The following is a 16,334-nucleotide window of genomic DNA, read 5'->3' as shown; positions in this document are numbered from 1 at the left end:
CCGACGCCGCTCGAGGGGACGGCCGAAGGCGGCCGGCACCCGTGAGCGGCGTCATAGAAAGTTGTTGGATCAAGCATCTCGTGGCTAGTGTCGTTGGTGGTCACGAGTGCCAGCGCCAAGCCCCGGCTCGCTGGCCGGCAACCCTCCGCCGCGGTGGGGTGCCCCGGGTGAGCGACCAGGTCACCCGAGCAGTCGTGGCAAGTGCGGACCAGGGCGGAAGCGCCCGGCCAGTGGAGGAACGGATGAAGCACTCGGACCCGCGGGCGATCGCCGCCGCGACGGTCGGGGACCTCCTCTACGGCCGCATCTACGTGGACTTCGGTCTCGTCTGCAGCTCCCTGAGGTAGAGCCGCCACCGACGGACCCCGTCGGTGGCGTCTCCCGGGCCGTCACAGCGCCGGGAGGCGATGGTGCACCCAGCTGACCCCGACGGCCGCCCTGGAGCCCCACCATGTCCGGTGACAACGCCACCCCGTTCGCTCTTCGACTGCCCTCCCCGCTGCCCGGGCCCGTGGTGCTCGACCACCTCGTGCTCGCGGTCGCCGACCTGCCCTCGGCCACCGAGTACCTCCGGTCGCTGGGCTTCGACGCCCGGCCCGGCGGCCGGCACCCGGGGCACGGCACCGAGAACGCCCTGGTCGTGCTCGACGGGCAGTACCTGGAGCTGATCTCCGTCACCGACCCGGAGGAGGCCTCCGCGAGCGAGCTGGGCCGGAGCACGGTCCGCGCGTTGTCCCGCGACGGCGGCGGCTGGGTCGGGTACGCGCTGCGGCTGCCCCCCAACACCCCCGTGGACGGTGGGTCGCTGGCCGCCCCGGAGCGCGCGGAGCCGCACCGGCTGTCGATGAGCCGCACCACCCCGGGCGGTGAGCGGGTGTCCTGGGAGCTGTTCTTCCCCGAGCGTGTCGGGATGGACGGCCCCTACCCGTTCCTCATCCGGTGGGACGGAGCCTCACCCACCAGCGGCGAACCACCCGAGCACCCCAACGCGGTGCACGGCGTCGGCGAGCTGACCATCGGCATGCCGGGACCGGGCTCGGCCCCGGCCCGCTGGTACGCCGACTCGCTGCCCCGGTTGACGGGGGCACCGGCCCACACCGTCGAGGACGCCTCGGCGCACCGGAGCGTTGGACTCGCCTCGGTCGAGCTGACCAGCACCGACCTCGGCAGGACTCGGCGGGCGCTGGCCTCGGCCGGTGCGGCGTGGCGGGCCGTCGAAGCCGACCCGGCCTCCCCCGCCGTCCTGCTCACCCTCCCACCGGCCCTCTTCGGCGAGCACACCCGGTTGACGATCCGCCAGCCGGCGCCGTCCCGGGACCGCTGACCCCGGCCCGGGCACCCGACCACCCACCACGCCCCTCCGGCGTGACGCCCTTCGAGAGGTTCCAGATGACGATGCGACCACAGCGCCACCCCCGTTCGGGCCGTGCCCGGCTGGGTATCGCCGGCGTTCTCGCGACGGCCCTGCTCGCGGCGGCCTGCGGCGGCGGGGACACGGCCGGGGACGGCGACGGCCCGACCTCCCTGTCGGTGGCCACCATCCCCACCCCGGACGCCGCCTCCATCTACCTCGCCGAGGAACAGGGCTTCTTCGAGGAGGAGGACCTGGACGTCGACATCACGTTGGCGGACAGCGGCGGGGCGATCATCCCCGGCGTCGTCCGAGGCGACTACCAGTTCGGGCACTCCAACACCGTGTCGCTGGCCGTCGCCGCCGGCGAGGGGCTGCCGCTCCAGGCCGTCACCAACACCACCGGGACGGGGAGCGACCCGGACCAGGACATCTCCCGGATCCTGGTGGCCGGTGACAGCCCCATCCAGGACGCGGCGGACCTGGCGGGCACGACGATCGCGGTCAACGGGCTGAACAACATCGGCGAGGTGACGATCAAGGCCGCGTTGGAGAACAGGGGTGTGGACGTCTCCGGCCTCGACTTCGTCGAGATGCCCTACCCGGACATGAACGCGGCCCTGTTCGCCGGCGAGGTCGACGCCATCTGGCAGCTGGAACCGCACCTGAGCCTGGCAGAGGAGGACGGCGCCCGCCCGGTGCTGTCCAACTTCGTGGAGGCCACGCCCGACGCCCAACTGGGCTACCTGGTGACGAACCGGCAGTACGCCGCCGAGAACACCGAGGTCATCGAGAGGTTCTCCCGGGCGATGGACCGGGCCAAGGAGTTCGCCACCGACAACCCGGACGAGACGAGGCGGGTCCTGACCGAAAGCCTCGGCATCCCGGCCGAACAGGCCCAGGACATGCTGCTCCCGGTGTTCCAGCCGGGCATGGACGTGGACTCGCTGCGCACCTACCTGGAGCTGACCGAGCGGTACGGGCTGATCAGTGAGCAGCCCAACGCCGACGACCTGGTGGCCCCGGGCGCCAACACCTCGGAAACGGGCCGATGACACCACCCACGACCACCACCCGCCCCGAGCACGCGGGCCCCGGCACCCGCGACGGGCGGTCGGGACGACCCCGGCTGCCCGGCGCGGCGCTGCCCGCGGTGACGGTGCTCGGCGTGCTCCTGCTCGCCGAGCTGGTCTCGCGGCTCGGAGTGCTGCCCACGCGCTACTTCCCACCGGCCAGCGAGATGTTCGTCGCCCTCGCCGGGCAGGTCGTCGACCCCTCGTTCTGGGTGTCGGTCGGCCAGACGCTCCAGGGCTGGGGCGCCGGGCTGGGCATCGCCGTGTTGTTGGCGGTGCCGGTGGGGCTGGCGCTGGGGACGGTTCCCCTGCTGTACACGGCGGTCCGGCCGATCGTGGAGTTCCTCCGGCCGATCCCGTCGGTGGCCCTGATCCCGCTCGTCGTGCTCGCGATCGGCACGGGCGCGGCCAGCAAGGTGTTCCTCGCGGCCTTCGCGGCCTTCTGGCAGCTGCTGATCCCGGTGATCTACGGCGTCCGCGACACCGACCCGGTGGCCCGGGACACCGGGCGGGCGTTCCGGCTGGGCCGGTTCGGCGTGCTGCGGTGGATCGTGCTGCCGGCGGCGGTGCCCTACCTGGCCACGGGCCTGCGGATCGCGTCGGCGACGGCGTTGATCCTGGCGGTCACGGCGGAACTCGTCATCGGCGTCCCCGGGCTGGGCGGCGCGATCAACCTCGCTCGCTCCGCGGGCGCCCCCGACCGCATGTACGCGCTCATCATCGCCACCGGCCTGCTCGGCTGGGGCCTGAACGCGGCGTTCCGCGCCGTGGAGCGCCGGGTGCTGCACTGGCATCCCTCCCACCGGGAGGCCGTCGCGTGACCGGCCGGTGGGTGCGGGTGCTACTGCCCGTGGTGACGACGGCGGCGGTGCTGGCCGCGTGGTGGTTCGGCTCGCTGGGCACCGAGTCCTACTACTTCCCGTCGCTGCGGGACATCATGGACCGCTTCGTCGAGGTGTGGCTGTTCGACCGGTTCGTCACCGACGCCGTGCCCAGCCTGTGGCGGCTGGGCGCCGGTTTCGGCATCGCGGTCGTCGCCGGGGTGGGGCTGGGCCTGCTGCTGGGGCTGTCCGCGTCGTGGCGGCGCGCCACGGAGCCGATCGTGGAGTTCCTGCGCGCGATCCCGGCGACCGCCCTGTTGCCGTTCGCGCTGCTGGTCTTCGGCATCGGCGACCTGATGAAGGTCGCGATCATCGCGTTGGTGTGCCTGTGGCCGGTGTTGCTCAACACCATCGACGGGGTGCGCGGCCTGGACCACACGTTGGCGGACACCGCCCGGATGTACCAGGTCAGCGGGGCCAGGAGGCTGCTGTCGGTGGTCCTGCCCTCGGCGGCCCCGCAGATCATGGCCGGTGCCAGGACCAGCCTGTCGCTGGCCCTGATCCTGATGGTCACCAGCGAGATGGTGGCGAGCACCAGCGGCATCGGCTTCTTCGTGCTCGACGCCCAGCGCGGCTTCCGCATCCTCGACATGTGGACGGGCATCATCCTGCTCGGCGTGCTGGGCTACCTGGTCAACCTGGTGTTCACCCTGGTCGAGCGGCGGCTGCTGCGGTGGCACGCCGGCGCCCGTGCCGACACCGCCTCGGCCCGCTGAGGCCACGGCGGAGGAAGGGAGTTTCTCGTGCTCGAACTGCGTTCGGTGAGCAAGACCTACGGCTCGGGTGCCGGGGCGACACCGGCCATCGGCGAGGTCAGCCTCACCGTCCGACCCGGTGAGTTCCTGACCGTGGTGGGCCCCTCCGGCTGCGGGAAGACCACGCTGCTGAAGTGCATGACGGGACTGCTGCGCCCCACCTCGGGCGAGGTCCTGTTGGACGGCCGGCCGGTGACGGGACCACCGGCGGACATGGCCCTCGTGTTCCAGGAGTACGGCCGGTCCCTGATGCCGTGGTCGACCGTCCGGAAGAACATCATGCTGCCGCTGCGGGCCCGGCGGGTCCCCAGGGCCGAGCGCGAGCGTCGCGCCGACGAGGCCCTGGCCGAGGTGGGGTTGGCCGGCTTCGGCGACCACTACCCCTGGCAGCTGTCCGGCGGCATGCAGCAGCGGGTGGCGATCGCCCGGGCGCTGGCCTACCGGCCGAAGATCCTGGTGATGGACGAGCCGTTCGCCTCGGTCGACGCCCAGACCAGGGCCGACCTGGAGGACCTCGTCCTCCGGATCCGGGAGGCGCACGACATCACCATCGTGTTCGTCACCCACGACATCGACGAGTCGGTGTACCTGAGCGACCGGATCGCGGTGCTGGGCCCCTCCCCCACCTCGGTGCGGGAGCTGGTCGAGGTCGACCTGCCCTCGCCACGCGACCAGGTCGCCACCAAGCGGCTCGCCGAGTTCGGGGAGCTGCGGACGCACGTGTACCGGCGCATCCGCCGGGACGAGGCGGGTAGCCCCCCGGGAGTGGCGTCGACAGCGGCGCCCGCGGCGGGATCCGCCGGGGAGGACGCGGAGCGGGTCGGCTCCGCCTCCTGAGATGAGGGGCGGGCCCGCCGCGTGGCGGACCCGCACCAGACCTGTTGAATATCGCACGACGAGGAACGGAGAACGTCGGATGAAGGCGGCTTTGATCGTGGACCGGGGTGGCCCGGAGTGCCGGGTCGTGCGGGAGCACCCGGCCCCGGAGCCCGGCCCGGGTGAGGCGCTGATCCGCGTCCGCGCCTGCGGCCTGAACCACCTGGACGTCTTCGTCCGCAACGGCACGGCGGGCGGGCAGCTGCCGTTGCCGCACATCTCGGGTGGGGACATCGCCGGCGAGGTCGCCGGTTACGGCCCGGACACCACCGGTCCGGCCGAGGGCACCCGCGTGCTGGTCGACCCGCTGGTGCACGGCAAGGCGTTGGGCGAGGACCTGCCCGGCGGCCTCGCCGAGTACGCGGTGGTCCCGGCGGCGAACCTGCTCCCGCTGCCCGACGGGGTGAGCTTCGAGCAGGCCGCGGCGCTGCCGATCGCCTACGGCACCGCCCAGCGGATGATCGTGACCAGGGCGAAGCTCCAGCCGGGGGAGACGGTCGCCGTGCTGGGCGCCGCCGGTGGCGTTGGCACCGGCGTGGTGCTGATCGCCAAGGCGATCGGCGCTCGGGTGATCGCCTGCGCCAGTTCGCGGGAGAAGCTGGACCGGCTCGCCGAGCTGGGGGCGGACGTGCTGATCAACTCCCGCGAGGAGGACTTCAGCGCCCGCATCTGGCGGGAGACCGGCAAGCGCGGGGTCGACGTGATGGTCGACTACACGGGGGCGGACACCTGGGCCGGTTCGATCCGCGCCACCCGTCCCGGTGGTCGCGTGGTGACCTGCGGCGCGACCAGCGGGTACGAGGTCAGCCAGTTCCAGCCCTACGTGTGGGTCCGCGAACTGGACATCCTGGGCAGCAACGCGTGGAGCAGGGCCGACCTCCAGGGCCTGCTGGACTCCGTGGCCGCCGGGACCCTGGACCCCGTCATCGACTCGGTCCTGCCGTTGGACCGGGTGTCCGAGGCGGAGCGGCTGCTGGAGGAACGGCTCGTCTTCGGCAAGGTCATCGTCACGCCGTGACCCACGGGCGGACAGGTCCTGGTTCACCGGTCCCGGCCACTCGGTCGGTCACCACTCCTGGGGAGGGAGGTGCGGCGCCCCGCCCGGCGGCGGGCGCGCCGACCACGCGATGAAGGGCACACGGGACACCGGTGACCCCCGGGCCGCGCTGAGCGGGCGGCCGGCCGCCGTCGAGCACAACCTCGGTTGGCGCCTGATGTCGGACGCCGTGCTGTCGACGCCGGACGCGGTGGCCGTCGAGCAGGGCGAGACGAGTCTCACCTACCGCGAGTTCGACCGGCGGGTACGGCGAACGCAGGACCTGCTCGCCCGGCTCGGCGTCGTCCGGGCGAGCCGGGTCGCGCTGTTGTTCCACAACGACCACCGCTACCTGGAGACCTTGTTCGCCGCGATCCGGCTCGGCGCGGTGGCGGTGCCGCTGAACACGCGGGCCGGTGCGCCCGCGCTGGCGCACGTCATCGCCGACTCGGAACCGCTGGTGGTCGTGGCCCAGGACACGCTGGTGGACCGGGCCACGGAGCTCGTGGCGGAGAGCGGCGCCGGCGCCACCACCGGCCGGCCCCTGCTCGTCGGGTCGCACGGCACCGACGGCTGGTCGGTCCGGGAGCTGGCCGATCCGCCGGCGCCCGCCGACCTCGGGTTGGGCGTCGGGGACGGCGACGGCCTGGTCGCCGCCGGCTACCTCGGCGCGGACGAGACGGTGACGACCCTGACGATGGCCGAGTTGGACGACGGGGTGAACCCCGTCGCGGTGGGGCCGGACGAGGTGTGCATGCAGCCCTACACCTCGGGGTCGACGGGTCGCCCGAAGGGGTGCCTGCTGACCCACGGCGGGCAGCTGTGGAACGCCAGGGCGAACCGGGACTTCTGGCGGTTGGGCCCCGACCAGAAGGGGCTGATCACCGCCCCCCTGTACCACAAGAACGCGATGATCTGCGTGGTCAAGCCGGCGCTGCTGTCGGGCGCGACGATGGTGGTCAACACCGACCCCGACCCCCGCAGCATCCCCGCCGAGGTGGAACGGCACCGCTGCACCTACACCACCGGTGTTCCCGCCACCTACGAGATGCTGCTGGCCAGCGGCTCCCACCTCGGCCGGGACCTGAGCTCACTCCGGTTCGTGGTCTGCGGGTCGGCACCGTTGAGCGAGGAGTTCAGCCGCCGGATCACCGCGGGGCTCGGGGTGCCCGTCGTCGAGGCCTACGGTCTGACCGAGGGCGGCCCGCAGGTGCTGGCGACGCCGAGGGACGCGATCCGCACCGGCAGCGCGGGGATTCCCGTGCCGGGAGCCGAGGTGCGGTTGGTGGGGGTGCCGGGCAGGGATGGGGCCGGCACCGACGCCGGCACGGACTTCATGGTGCGCACGGGTGAGGTCGGGGAGATCTGGGTCCGCAGCCCGGGCGTGGCCCTCGGTTACCACCGGCTGCCGGAGGTGACCGCCAGCCGCATCACCCCGGACGGGTGGTTGCGGACCGGTGACCTCGCCTGGCGGGACGTGGACGGCTACCACTACGTGGTGGGGCGCCGGGACGAGATGATGCAGGTGGGGGGCGAGAACGTGTACCCCACCGAGGTGGAGCGGCTGGTGCTCGCGCTGCCCGAGGTCACCCAGGTCGCGGTGGTGCCCGTCCCGCATCCGGTGAAGGGCCAGGTCCCGGTGGCGTTCGTGCGCGCGGAGGGCATCACGGAGGAGGAGATCCGCCGGCACACCCTGGAACGCGGCGCGCCCTACGCCCATCCCCGCCGGGTCTGGTTCCTGGACGCGCTGCCGCTGGGGGCCACCGGCAAGGTGGACCGGGCGGCGCTGGTGCGGATGGCCGAGGAACGGTACGCGCCACCCACCGCGTGACCGGCCGACAGCCCCGGGGACGGGGCCGGGGATGTCACCCCGGGTCGCGGGAGTGCCGGTCGCCGGGCGGGGTACCCGGGTGGCTGGACCGAGCACGCGTGCCGGGAGGGCAGTCGCCATGACCTTCGTGACCGTCGCCGAGGAGAACAGCACCACCGTCGACCTCTACTACGAGGACCACGGTCCGGAGGACGGGAAGCCGGTGGTGCTCATCCACGGGTACCCGTTGGACAGCCAGTCCTGGGAGAAACAGGTCCCTCCGCTGCTGGCTGCCGGGCACCGGGTCATCGCCTACGACCGGCGGGGCTTCGGCAGGTCGAGCAAGCCGACCTCGGGGTGCGACTACGACACCTTCGCGGCCGACCTGAACGGCTTGCTGCACGTCCTCGGCCTCCGCGAGGTGACCCTGGTGGGCTTCTCGATGGGCAGCGGTGAGGTGGCCAGGTACCTGGGCAGCTACGGGTCCGAGCGCGTGGCCCGCGCCGCGTTCCTCTCGGGGCTGCCGCCGTTCCTGCTCAGGACGCCGGAGAACCCGGACGGGGTGGACCAGTCCGTCTTCGACGGCATCCGGGAGGGCGCCGTCCGGGACCGCTACGCGCACTTCGCCGAGTTCTACCAGAACTTCTACAACGTCGACGAGAACCGGGGTCATCGGGTCAGCGACGAGGTGTTGCGGGCCAACTGGGTCACGGCGACCCAGGCTTCGCCCTACTCCTCGGTCGAGGCCATCGACACCTGGGTGACGGACTTCCGCTCGGACATCCCCAGCGTCGACGTGCCGGCGCTGATCGTGCACGGGACGGCGGACCGGGTGCTGCCCATCGACGCCACCGCGCGCCCCTTCCACTCGCTGCTGCCCCGGGCGCGCTACGTCGAGGTGGAGGGCGCCCCGCACGGCCTGCTGTGGACGCACGCGGCCGAGGTGAACGCCGCGTTGCTCGACTTCCTGCGGGCGTGACGGCCGCCGCCGGACGTGGGGCATCCGGCCTGCGGGGCGGGCGGGGGGCGGGGTCGCGGCCGGCGGGACCGTTCCCCCGCGCCGGCGGGGACCGCCGCCTCCGAGCGCCGACCGGAATGGGAGGGAACACCCGCCCGACCGCCGGTCCGCCTCCCGCACCGGGGGCACCGCGCGGGCGGTCGTCGGCACGGCCCCCGGAGCACCCCGGGGGCCGGCCGCGGTGCGCGTCTGTCAGAGCCTCCCGGACTTCATCGCGCCCACCAGAGCGGCGAAGCTGTCGCGGTCCACGACGAGAACGCCGCCCGAACGGTTCTTGGTGTCCCGGATACCGACGACCCCGGGGCCGTTGGCGACTTCGACGCAGTCGGACTGCCCGCCGCTCCGCCGGGACTTGCGCCAGTCACTCCAGGCCGGCGCCAGCGGGGTCCGGGGTGGCACGGTGTGGTGCATGCTCCATCCTTTCGATCAGTTCGCCGATCAGTATTCGCGAATCCGAGGGACTGACCGCCGACTGCTGGAGACTAGCGGCCCAGGAGCGGAACTCGTCCACTTCGGCTTGGTCGTCCTGACCGTCGAGAAACACTCCGGAGTTCCCGTGTTCGAGGTGCACGACGGGAGCCGCTTTGGGAAATTCGAGCACCACGAAAGATCCTTCGAGCAGTGCGGTGTATCCAGCGCCCACGGGAACCACCTGAACGGTGATGTTGGGAAACTCGGACATCCGAACGAGATGGCGGAGTTGACCCGCCAGCACTTCGGTTCCCCCTACTGGCCGGTGAAGGATGGCCTCGTCGATGAGGGCGGTGAACTGGAGAGAACCGTCGGTGAGAACGCGCTGCCGGCTGAGCCTGAGATGGACGCGGAACTCCCTTTCACTCGGTGGATGACCGTAGGCGGCCATGATCGAGCGAATGTAGTCCTCTGTTTGGAGTAACCCTGGCATCAGAAGGGCGGAGACCGAGGTGGCCGACACCGCGGTGCGCTCGAATTCGATCATCGCCGTCACCTGAGCCGGAAGTCCGGGAACGCCGACCGCGAGCCATCGGGGTTGTTGGGCGTCGCGGGCCATCTGAATCAGCCGATCGCGATTCGACCCCGTCACCCCGAGCACGGTCAGGATGGAGGCGACCTCTTCCGGAGAGGCCAGCCTCTTGCCCGTTTCCGTCTGGCTGATGGTGGGCTGCGACAAGCCGACGGCCTCGCCCACCGCCTTCGCGGTCAACCGTGCCGCGGCACGGAGCTGGCGCAGTTCGGCGCCCAGCGCCCGCGCCTGTGCTCGATAGGGGGTGCTTGCCATGTCGATCACCCTAAAGAGGGGCGCCACCGGCACCAATACGCCCGTTCAGGGAGTTGCTCGTATTGTCAATACGCGAAAGTATTGGCAATACGCTCGTCTCTCGACCTTCGGAGGGGACCGCGGTCGGCCCGTGTCCCGGGCGCGCGGGCAGGGAGCCGACTCCGCGTCCGCCCATGGTGCGTCGAGCCCTGACCGCCCGGGGCCCCGGGGTCGGAGGGACGGGCGACGGGCACGAGCACCGGGGCTCCGGGCGCGTCCCGCGAAGCCGAGACCTCCCAGTGGACGGAGCAGCCAGGAATGACGACCCTCGACCTCTCGCCCGCCCCCGCCCACATCAGGCACCAGTGGTACCACCGCGTCCTCGGCTGGGACCTGGACCGGCAACAGTGCTCGACCGCCCAGGTGGAGCTGGACGAGTACCGGACGGTGGTGATCGTCCGCCTCGCCTCCACCACCCTGGGCACCATCGGCGTCTCCCGCGACACCGCGCGGGCGATCGCGGCGGCGATCAGGTCCCGGGACACCGAGCACTTCGCGGTCCTCCGCCAGCACGGGGACTCGTGCCTGCTCGCGCTCTCCCCAGCCCGGCATGACGACGGGGTGATCGTGCACCTGGTCGGGCAGCGGGCTCCCGACTGGCGGATCGGTTTCGACTCGGCCGCCGCGTCATCCCTCGCCGAACTGCTGACGGCGGGGGCGGAGATCATCCGGGAACGCCTGCCCTGAGGTCACCGGGGCGGATGACGCGGCCCCGCGTCAGTCCGCGCCAGCGGGCACGGCCCGCGCTCGACGCGGCCCGGGTCGGCGGAGGCCGACCGGGCCCACGCACCGGCGGGTGCCGCCGGGGAGAACCGGGCGGCACCACCCGTTCCCGCCGTGCCCCTGACCCGCGTGCTCGCGTTCGGGGTGGCCTCCCACGCCCCCCGCATCGCCGGGGCCGGAACGGAGGCGCTCCCCCGGACCGTCCCTCGCCCCAGGGGCGCGCCGACGAACCCACTCCGGAGGACGTGCTCACGGGCGGGGGCGACGCGGTAGCCCCGTCAGTCGGTGGCGGTCGCGCGTTCCCCCGCCGGGTCGCCGACGGCCGCCCGCCCCTCGACGCCGATCGCCGGACCCAGGTAGCGGACCAACATCGCCTTGATCTCGGTGAGGAGTTCCCGGCGCCTCGCCTCGTCCGCGCCGAGGAGCATCGGCATCATGGTGCGCACCGTGCCCACCGTCATCGTCGCCAGCAGCTCGCGCCGCTCCCTGGTGAGCTCGGGGCACCGGTCGCCGAAGAAGCCCGCGATCCGCTCCACCGTGCCCTGCTGGAGCCCCGCGGCGACGGCGGCGAGCTGGTCGGGGAGCGCGGAACCGTAGAACAGGGGCCAGAAGGCGGGCTGGGAGACCTTGAAGGCGAGGACCGCGTCGAGCAGGCCGTCCACCAGTTCGGGCAGCGGACGCCCGGCCGACTCCGGCGTCGTCCTGGCGGCCCAGAACTCCCGGAGGCGTTCGCCGTAGCGCACGGCCAGCTCCTCGACCACCTGGTCCTTGTTCCGGAAGAACTGGTACAGGGTGCCGGGTGAGACGCCGGCCCTGGCGGCGATCGCGTTGGTCGTCGCCTCCGCGTAGCCGACCTCGGAGATGACCTCCTCGGCCGCGTCGAGGATGGCGGCCATCCGCGCCAGCCCCCTGGCCTGCCGGCGCACCCCGCCGGCCTCGGCCCGGCCCGCCGTCCCGGCGCCGCGCTCGGCCCCCGCGTCACCGGCCGGCCGGGCGGCTCGATCCCGTGGCATGTCCCTCCTCGCGCACGACGACTTGCAAACACGAGTGATCGCTTGTAATTTGCGTCCACCCCCACAAATACGAGTCTTGATTCGCATTCGTGGTCTGCTTCCAGCCTAACCGGAGGACCGAAGCCCGTGCCCCACCACGACGGCGGCGGCCGTTCAGCCGAGCCCGCCACCCCACTCCGCACCGAGGCGGCTCCCGACGCGCACCGAGGACCACGCCCGTCCTCCACCACCGGGTTCCAGCGGGGAGGTCGCCGGTGAGCACCGCGCTCGACACCCCCGCTCCCCGCCGTCACCCGACGAATCCCGCACCTGGCCCGCTCCACCGGTTGGGACGGTGGCTCGCCCACCACCGGCACCGGGTGCTGTGGGCGAGCCTCGCGTTGACCGTGCTCAGCGGCGTGCTCGGCGCCACCGCCGTCGGGTCCTTCGCCCTGTCGAGGTTCGAGGCCCCCGGCTCGGAGTCCGACCAGGCCGGCCGGGTGCTGGCCGAGCGCTTCGACACCGGCAGCCCCGACCTCATCCTGTTGGTCACCCCCGAGTCCGGGGACGTCTCCACCGCCGAGATGCGGGAGTACGGCCTGGACCTGACCGGCGAACTCGCCGACCACGACGGCGTCGCCGAGGCCTACTCCTACTGGACCCGAGGCGGGGCGAACACCCTGGCCAGCCGCGACGGGCGGCACGCGCTCGTGGTCGCCCGGATCCCCGGGGACGCCGACCACGTGCGTTCCACCGTGCTCCCCGGGCTCACCGAACGCTTCGACCGTGACGACGACCTGGCCTCCGTCCGCATCGGCGGCGGGGAACAGGTGTTCCGCGACGCGGGCGCCGAGGCCAGGTCGGACTTCGTCCGCGCCGAACTCATCATCTTCCCGCTCGTCTTCGTGCTGCTCGTACTGGTGCTGCGCAGCGCGCTGGTGGCGCTGCTGCCCCTGGCCGTCGGGGTGCTGGCCATGCTGGTGGCCCTGTCGCTCCTACGGATTCCGCTGCTGTTCAGCGAGGTCTCCACCTTCGCCCTGAACCTGACCCTCGCGATGGGGCTCGGCCTGGGCGTCGACTACGGGCTGATCGTGATCCACCGCTTCCGCGAGGAGCTGAGCGCCGGGGCCTCCGTCTCCGAGGCGACGGCGCGGACGCTGGACACGGCGGGCCGGACGGTCGTGTTCAGCGGGGTGACCGTCGCGGCCTCGCTGGTGGTCCTGCTGGTCCTGCCCTTCGACTTCCTCCGGTCCTTCGCCTACGCGGGCGTCGCGATCGTCGCCGGCGGGCTGGTCGGCGCCCTCGTCGTGCTGCCGGCGGTGCTCGCCTCCCTCGGGCACCGGGTCGCCGGACGGGCGAGGACGGCACCGGCCCCGGTCGGCCCCGAGGCCGCCCTGCCCGGAACCGCCGGCCGCTGGTACCGGGCGGCGACCGCGGTCATGCGGCGACCGGTGCTCTTCGGCGGCGTGGCCGTCGTCGCGCTCCTCGCCCTGGGCGCCCCCGCGCTCGGCCTCCGGTTCGGCCTCCCCGACGATCGGATCCTGCCCCCGGAGACCGGGAGCCGGCAGGTCCAGGAGGTGGTGCGCTCGGAGTTCGCCGCCGAGGAGGTCGACGCGCTCCAGGTCGTGCTGCCCGACGCCGGCCCGCTGGCCGCCGGGGGACCGGAACTCGCCGACTACGCGGCGCGCCTGTCCGAGGTGCCCGGGGTGGCCAGGGTCGATTCCCTCGCCGGCTCCCACGAGGACGGCCAGTTGGTGGCCACCGACCAGGCCGAGCCGGAACGCTTCGCCGGCGAGGACGCCACCTGGCTGTCGGCGGTACCCGACCTGGAGGGGCTGGAGGAGGACGCGACCGGGCTGGTCGAGCGGGTTCGCGACGTGCCCGCCCCCTCGGAGGTGCTGGTCGGCGGCTACCCGGCCGAACTCGCCGACTACCGGTCCACCGTGGTCGAGCGGCTTCCGCTCGTGCTCGCGCTGATCCTGCTGGTCACCTTCGCGATCCTGTTCCTGATGACCGGCAGCCTGCTGCTCCCGGTGAAGGCGACGGTGCTGAACCTGCTGAGCCTGTCGGTGATGTTCGGTGCCCTGGTGTGGGTGTTCCAGGAGGGCAACCTGGCCGGGGCGCTCGGGTTCACCGCCACCGGTTCGCTGGAACCGAGCATCCCGATCCTGATGTTCTGCGTGGCCTACGGGCTGTCGATGGACTACGAGGTGTTCATGCTGTCCCGGATCAAGGAGGAGTACGACCGCACCGGGGACAACGACGCGGCCGTCGCGGTGGGCATGCAGCGCAGCGCCCCGCTGATCACCGCCGCCGGGTTGATCCTCGCCGCGTCCTTCGCCGCCTACGCCTCGGCCGGCGTGATGTACATCCAGATGCTGGGGGTGGGGGTCGCCGTCGCGATCCTGGTGGACACCACCCTGATCCGGGCGGTGCTGGTCCCGGCGTTCATGCGACTGGCGGGCCGGGCCAACTGGTGGGCGCCCGCGCCGCTGCGGCGGCTGCACGACCGGATCGGGCTGCGCGAGTCGGTCTGACCCGGCAGCAGGTGCCGGGGGTCGGTCGTCACGGCCGACCGGCCCCCGAGCCGCTCAGCTGGCTTCCGCGCCCGCCTCCGGGCTCACCAACGATCGCCGCAGCCGACCGCTGGCCGAGTCCATGTGCGCCCGCATCGCCGCTCCGGCCGCCTCCGGGTCGCGGGACCGGATGGCCTCGAAGACGGCGGTGTGCTCGGCGAGGGTGGTGGCGGTGGTGCCGTCGGCCCGCACCGCGCGGGCCACCCACACCTGGAGCAGGGACCGCACGCTGTGCAGGATGTCGCTGAGGACGGAGTTCCTGGCGATCTCGGCGGTCTCGAGGTGGAAGGCCACGTCGGCCTCGACGAAGGTGGGCACGTCGTCGACGGCCTCCTCCATCCGCCGCAGGTGCTTCTCCAGGCGGTCGATGTCCTCGTCCAACGCCCTGGTGGCGGCCAGCTGGGCGGTGATGACCTCCAGGAACTGGCGCACCTCCACCAGGTCGTGGGTCCGGGGCTGACCGAGCATCAACCCCCAGTTGATGGTCTGGGGCAACAGGTCGGAGGTCGTCTGCCGCACGTAGGAACCGGACCCCGGCTTGATCTCGATGATCCCGAGGATGTCCAGCGCGGAGAGGGCACCGCGCACGGTGGACCGCCCGACGTCGAGGGCCTCGGCCAACACCCGCTCGGAGGGCAACCGGGTTCCGGGCGCGAGGCGGCCTTCGGCGAGCTGGTCCAGCAGCCGCTTCGCGACCTCGCTGACGGTGGACTCGCGGGCCACCGGCCGCAGCAGCTCCTCGAACCGTGGCTGCGTCGTCTCGGGCGTCATGGCCGGCCCCGTCCTGACCGGGCGGGTCGGCGGGGGAGCAGCGTGGTGGTGACGGCGTCGATCACACCACTCACGTCCTTCCTGAATCGGTCGCGGAGCGGATCGCTCCGAGGTCGGTGGCGAGTGCCTTCTGGTAGATCCACAGGTCACCGCCGTAGGCGAGCAGCCGGAAACCGCGCTCGACGAGGTCGGTGGCCTGGGGAACGCTGGTGGGCATGAAACCGGCGAGCTTGCCGTGGTCGGCGGCGGCCGAGGCGACCCGGTCGAGGGCCGCCAGGTAGTCGGGGTGGTCGAACCGCCCGGGGATCCCCATCGAGTTCGTCAGGTCGAAGTGACCCACCCACAGCACGTCCAGGCCGTCGACGGCGGCGATCCGCTCGACCTCCTCCAACCCGGCCACGGTCTCGATCTGCGCGATCACGACGGTGTCGTCGTTCGCCCTGGCGATCGTGTCGAGGAAGTCGCCGGCGACGTAGTCGTCGTGCGCGATGCCGAAGGCCGCGCCCCGCACACCGCGCGGCGGGTAGGCCGACCAGGCCACCAGGCGGCGCGCCGCCTCCTCGGACTCCACCATCGGCGCCATCACCCCCCGCGCGCCGAGGTCGAGCGCGCGGCTCACCGCGCTGCGGTCCTCGGCGGAGGGCACCCGGACCCAGGCGGGGATCCCGGCCGGGCGGGTCGTGGCCAGCAGGCGGCCGATGGTCTCCCAGCCCCAGCCGGTGTGCTCGGCGTCGAAGACGACGAACTCCGCGCCCGCGCCAGCGGCGAGGCGACCGATGCCGTTGGAGTCGAACTCGAAGACGAAGGTGCCCAGGGCCACCTGCCCGGCCCGCGCCCTGTCGATCACGTCGAGGGTCATGAGCGGGCCACCTTAGCTCCGTCGTTGGGCTGGTCAGCGGGTCGTGCCGTGCGGCGCGGCCCAGCAAACCACCGCTCGCCCGGAAGGGCAACCAACCAGTTGACCGGTCGCCGCCGGGAGCCGGCGAAAGTGACGTGACTCACCGTCACGGCCTACTAAACCGATCCGGTGAAAATTCAAGGTGGTCAACCGGTGACCAATTTCCGAAGAAGGGCTAACGTGTGCTCAGCCGTTCCGCGCTGCTGCGTCTAGCCCGGATGGGGGATCAGCAGCGGGCAGAGTTCACCGCCGAACGTGGGAGTTCGGTGAATCCGAG

Annotated in this window: 15 protein-coding genes and 1 riboswitch; of the genes, 10 read left to right on the top strand and 5 right to left on the bottom strand. The window is 72.5% G+C overall.

Annotated elements, in window-relative coordinates:
* Nucleotides 1-98: 98 nt before the first annotated feature.
* A riboswitch (SAM riboswitch) is annotated at nucleotides 99-210 on the top strand.
* Between the two features lie 241 nt (nucleotides 211-451).
* From ACOJVX_RS07105 to ACOJVX_RS07070, 8 genes are all read left to right on the top strand, one after another.
* Nucleotides 452-1,324, top strand: a complete 873-nt coding sequence (locus ACOJVX_RS07105; RefSeq protein ID WP_422647353.1) for a VOC family protein — start codon at nucleotides 452-454, stop codon at nucleotides 1,322-1,324.
* 65 nt (nucleotides 1,325-1,389) lie between these two features.
* Entirely contained in the window at nucleotides 1,390-2,406 is a 1,017-nt protein-coding gene (locus ACOJVX_RS07100) for an ABC transporter substrate-binding protein (RefSeq protein WP_051313820.1), read from the top strand.
* Nucleotides 2,403-3,245 carry an ABC transporter permease gene (locus ACOJVX_RS07095; protein WP_026418424.1) on the top strand — a complete coding sequence of 281 codons (843 nt, stop codon included), beginning with the start codon at nucleotides 2,403-2,405 and terminating at the stop codon, nucleotides 3,243-3,245. The genes ACOJVX_RS07100 and ACOJVX_RS07095 overlap by 4 nt, the downstream gene beginning before the upstream one ends.
* Nucleotides 3,242-4,021, top strand: coding sequence for an ABC transporter permease (locus ACOJVX_RS07090; protein WP_026418423.1), 780 nt, complete (start codon nucleotides 3,242-3,244; stop codon nucleotides 4,019-4,021). The genes ACOJVX_RS07095 and ACOJVX_RS07090 overlap by 4 nt, the downstream gene beginning before the upstream one ends.
* Nucleotides 4,022-4,048: 27 nt before the next feature.
* Nucleotides 4,049-4,897: an ABC transporter ATP-binding protein gene (locus ACOJVX_RS07085; protein WP_422647352.1), complete on the top strand. Its 849-nt coding sequence runs from the start codon at nucleotides 4,049-4,051 to the stop codon at nucleotides 4,895-4,897.
* 79 nt (nucleotides 4,898-4,976) lie between these two features.
* Nucleotides 4,977-5,954 carry a zinc-binding dehydrogenase gene (locus ACOJVX_RS07080; protein WP_026418421.1) on the top strand — a complete coding sequence of 326 codons (978 nt, stop codon included), beginning with the start codon at nucleotides 4,977-4,979 and terminating at the stop codon, nucleotides 5,952-5,954.
* A gap of 109 nt (nucleotides 5,955-6,063) precedes the next feature.
* Entirely contained in the window at nucleotides 6,064-7,803 is a 1,740-nt protein-coding gene (locus ACOJVX_RS07075) for a class I adenylate-forming enzyme family protein (RefSeq protein ID WP_026418420.1), read from the top strand.
* A gap of 118 nt (nucleotides 7,804-7,921) precedes the next feature.
* Nucleotides 7,922-8,761: an alpha/beta fold hydrolase gene (locus tag ACOJVX_RS07070; protein ID WP_026418419.1), complete on the top strand. Its 840-nt coding sequence runs from the start codon at nucleotides 7,922-7,924 to the stop codon at nucleotides 8,759-8,761.
* A 231-nt stretch (nucleotides 8,762-8,992) separates the two neighbouring features.
* On the opposite strand, the gene ACOJVX_RS07065 is transcribed toward ACOJVX_RS07070, so the two are convergent.
* Together ACOJVX_RS07065 and ACOJVX_RS07060 are read right to left on the bottom strand one after the other, a co-directional pair.
* Nucleotides 8,993-9,211 (bottom strand): DUF397 domain-containing protein, encoded by a 219-nt coding sequence (locus tag ACOJVX_RS07065; protein ID WP_418153978.1) that lies wholly within the window; start codon nucleotides 9,209-9,211, stop codon nucleotides 8,993-8,995.
* Nucleotides 9,162-10,058, bottom strand: a complete 897-nt coding sequence (locus ACOJVX_RS07060; RefSeq protein ID WP_155886089.1) for a helix-turn-helix domain-containing protein — start codon at nucleotides 10,056-10,058, stop codon at nucleotides 9,162-9,164. Before ACOJVX_RS07060 ends, ACOJVX_RS07065 begins: the two co-directional genes overlap by 50 nt.
* A 297-nt stretch (nucleotides 10,059-10,355) precedes the next feature.
* Between ACOJVX_RS07060 and ACOJVX_RS07055 the strand changes: the two genes are divergently transcribed.
* Nucleotides 10,356-10,784 (top strand): hypothetical protein, encoded by a 429-nt coding sequence (locus ACOJVX_RS07055; RefSeq protein ID WP_016699722.1) that lies wholly within the window; start codon nucleotides 10,356-10,358, stop codon nucleotides 10,782-10,784.
* 314 nt (nucleotides 10,785-11,098) lie between these two features.
* Here ACOJVX_RS07055 and ACOJVX_RS07050 read toward each other — a convergent pair whose 3' ends face one another.
* Nucleotides 11,099-11,833 (bottom strand): TetR/AcrR family transcriptional regulator, encoded by a 735-nt coding sequence (locus tag ACOJVX_RS07050; protein WP_016699721.1) that lies wholly within the window; start codon nucleotides 11,831-11,833, stop codon nucleotides 11,099-11,101.
* Between the two features lie 254 nt (nucleotides 11,834-12,087).
* Here ACOJVX_RS07050 and ACOJVX_RS07045 point away from each other — a divergent pair, with 254 nt between their 5' ends.
* Entirely contained in the window at nucleotides 12,088-14,349 is a 2,262-nt protein-coding gene (locus ACOJVX_RS07045) for an MMPL family transporter (protein WP_418153977.1), read from the top strand.
* A 54-nt stretch (nucleotides 14,350-14,403) separates the two neighbouring features.
* Here the strand turns inward: ACOJVX_RS07045 and ACOJVX_RS07040 are convergent, their stop codons facing one another.
* Both ACOJVX_RS07040 and ACOJVX_RS07035 read right to left on the bottom strand, forming a co-directional pair.
* Nucleotides 14,404-15,159 carry a FadR/GntR family transcriptional regulator gene (locus ACOJVX_RS07040; protein ID WP_016699719.1) on the bottom strand — a complete coding sequence of 252 codons (756 nt, stop codon included), beginning with the start codon at nucleotides 15,157-15,159 and terminating at the stop codon, nucleotides 14,404-14,406.
* A gap of 70 nt (nucleotides 15,160-15,229) precedes the next feature.
* Nucleotides 15,230-16,018 (bottom strand): HpcH/HpaI aldolase family protein, encoded by a 789-nt coding sequence (locus ACOJVX_RS07035; protein ID WP_016699718.1) that lies wholly within the window; start codon nucleotides 16,016-16,018, stop codon nucleotides 15,230-15,232.
* Nucleotides 16,019-16,334: the final 316 nt, after the last annotated feature.

Origin of the sequence: Actinoalloteichus caeruleus (assembly GCF_049311605.1) — a bacterium.
GTDB classification, from domain to species: domain Bacteria; phylum Actinomycetota; class Actinomycetes; order Mycobacteriales; family Pseudonocardiaceae; genus Actinoalloteichus_B; species Actinoalloteichus_B caeruleus.
Note: the sequence above shows the minus strand (reverse complement) of the source record. Positions and strands in the feature narration are given on the sequence as shown.

What these genes read in the sequence shown, in the direction of transcription:
- ACOJVX_RS07080 (WP_026418421.1), top strand. Translation starts at nt 4,977, where the DNA reads ATGAAGGCGGCTTTGATCGTGGACCGGGGTGGCCCGGAGTGCCGGGTC.
- ACOJVX_RS07055 (WP_016699722.1), top strand. Translation starts at nt 10,356, where the DNA reads ATGACGACCCTCGACCTCTCGCCCGCCCCCGCCCACATCAGGCACCAG.
- ACOJVX_RS07065 (WP_418153978.1), bottom strand. Translation starts at nt 9,211, where the DNA reads ATGCACCACACCGTGCCACCCCGGACCCCGCTGGCGCCGGCCTGGAGT.
- ACOJVX_RS07050 (WP_016699721.1), bottom strand. Translation starts at nt 11,833, where the DNA reads ATGCCACGGGATCGAGCCGCCCGGCCGGCCGGTGACGCGGGGGCCGAG.
- ACOJVX_RS07035 (WP_016699718.1), bottom strand. Translation starts at nt 16,018, where the DNA reads ATGACCCTCGACGTGATCGACAGGGCGCGGGCCGGGCAGGTGGCCCTG.
- ACOJVX_RS07060 (WP_155886089.1), bottom strand. Translation starts at nt 10,058, where the DNA reads ATGGCAAGCACCCCCTATCGAGCACAGGCGCGGGCGCTGGGCGCCGAA.
- ACOJVX_RS07075 (WP_026418420.1), top strand. Translation starts at nt 6,064, where the DNA reads ATGAAGGGCACACGGGACACCGGTGACCCCCGGGCCGCGCTGAGCGGG.
- ACOJVX_RS07095 (WP_026418424.1), top strand. Translation starts at nt 2,403, where the DNA reads ATGACACCACCCACGACCACCACCCGCCCCGAGCACGCGGGCCCCGGC.
- ACOJVX_RS07100 (WP_051313820.1), top strand. Translation starts at nt 1,390, where the DNA reads ATGACGATGCGACCACAGCGCCACCCCCGTTCGGGCCGTGCCCGGCTG.
- ACOJVX_RS07105 (WP_422647353.1), top strand. Translation starts at nt 452, where the DNA reads ATGTCCGGTGACAACGCCACCCCGTTCGCTCTTCGACTGCCCTCCCCG.
- ACOJVX_RS07070 (WP_026418419.1), top strand. Translation starts at nt 7,922, where the DNA reads ATGACCTTCGTGACCGTCGCCGAGGAGAACAGCACCACCGTCGACCTC.
- ACOJVX_RS07040 (WP_016699719.1), bottom strand. Translation starts at nt 15,159, where the DNA reads ATGACGCCCGAGACGACGCAGCCACGGTTCGAGGAGCTGCTGCGGCCG.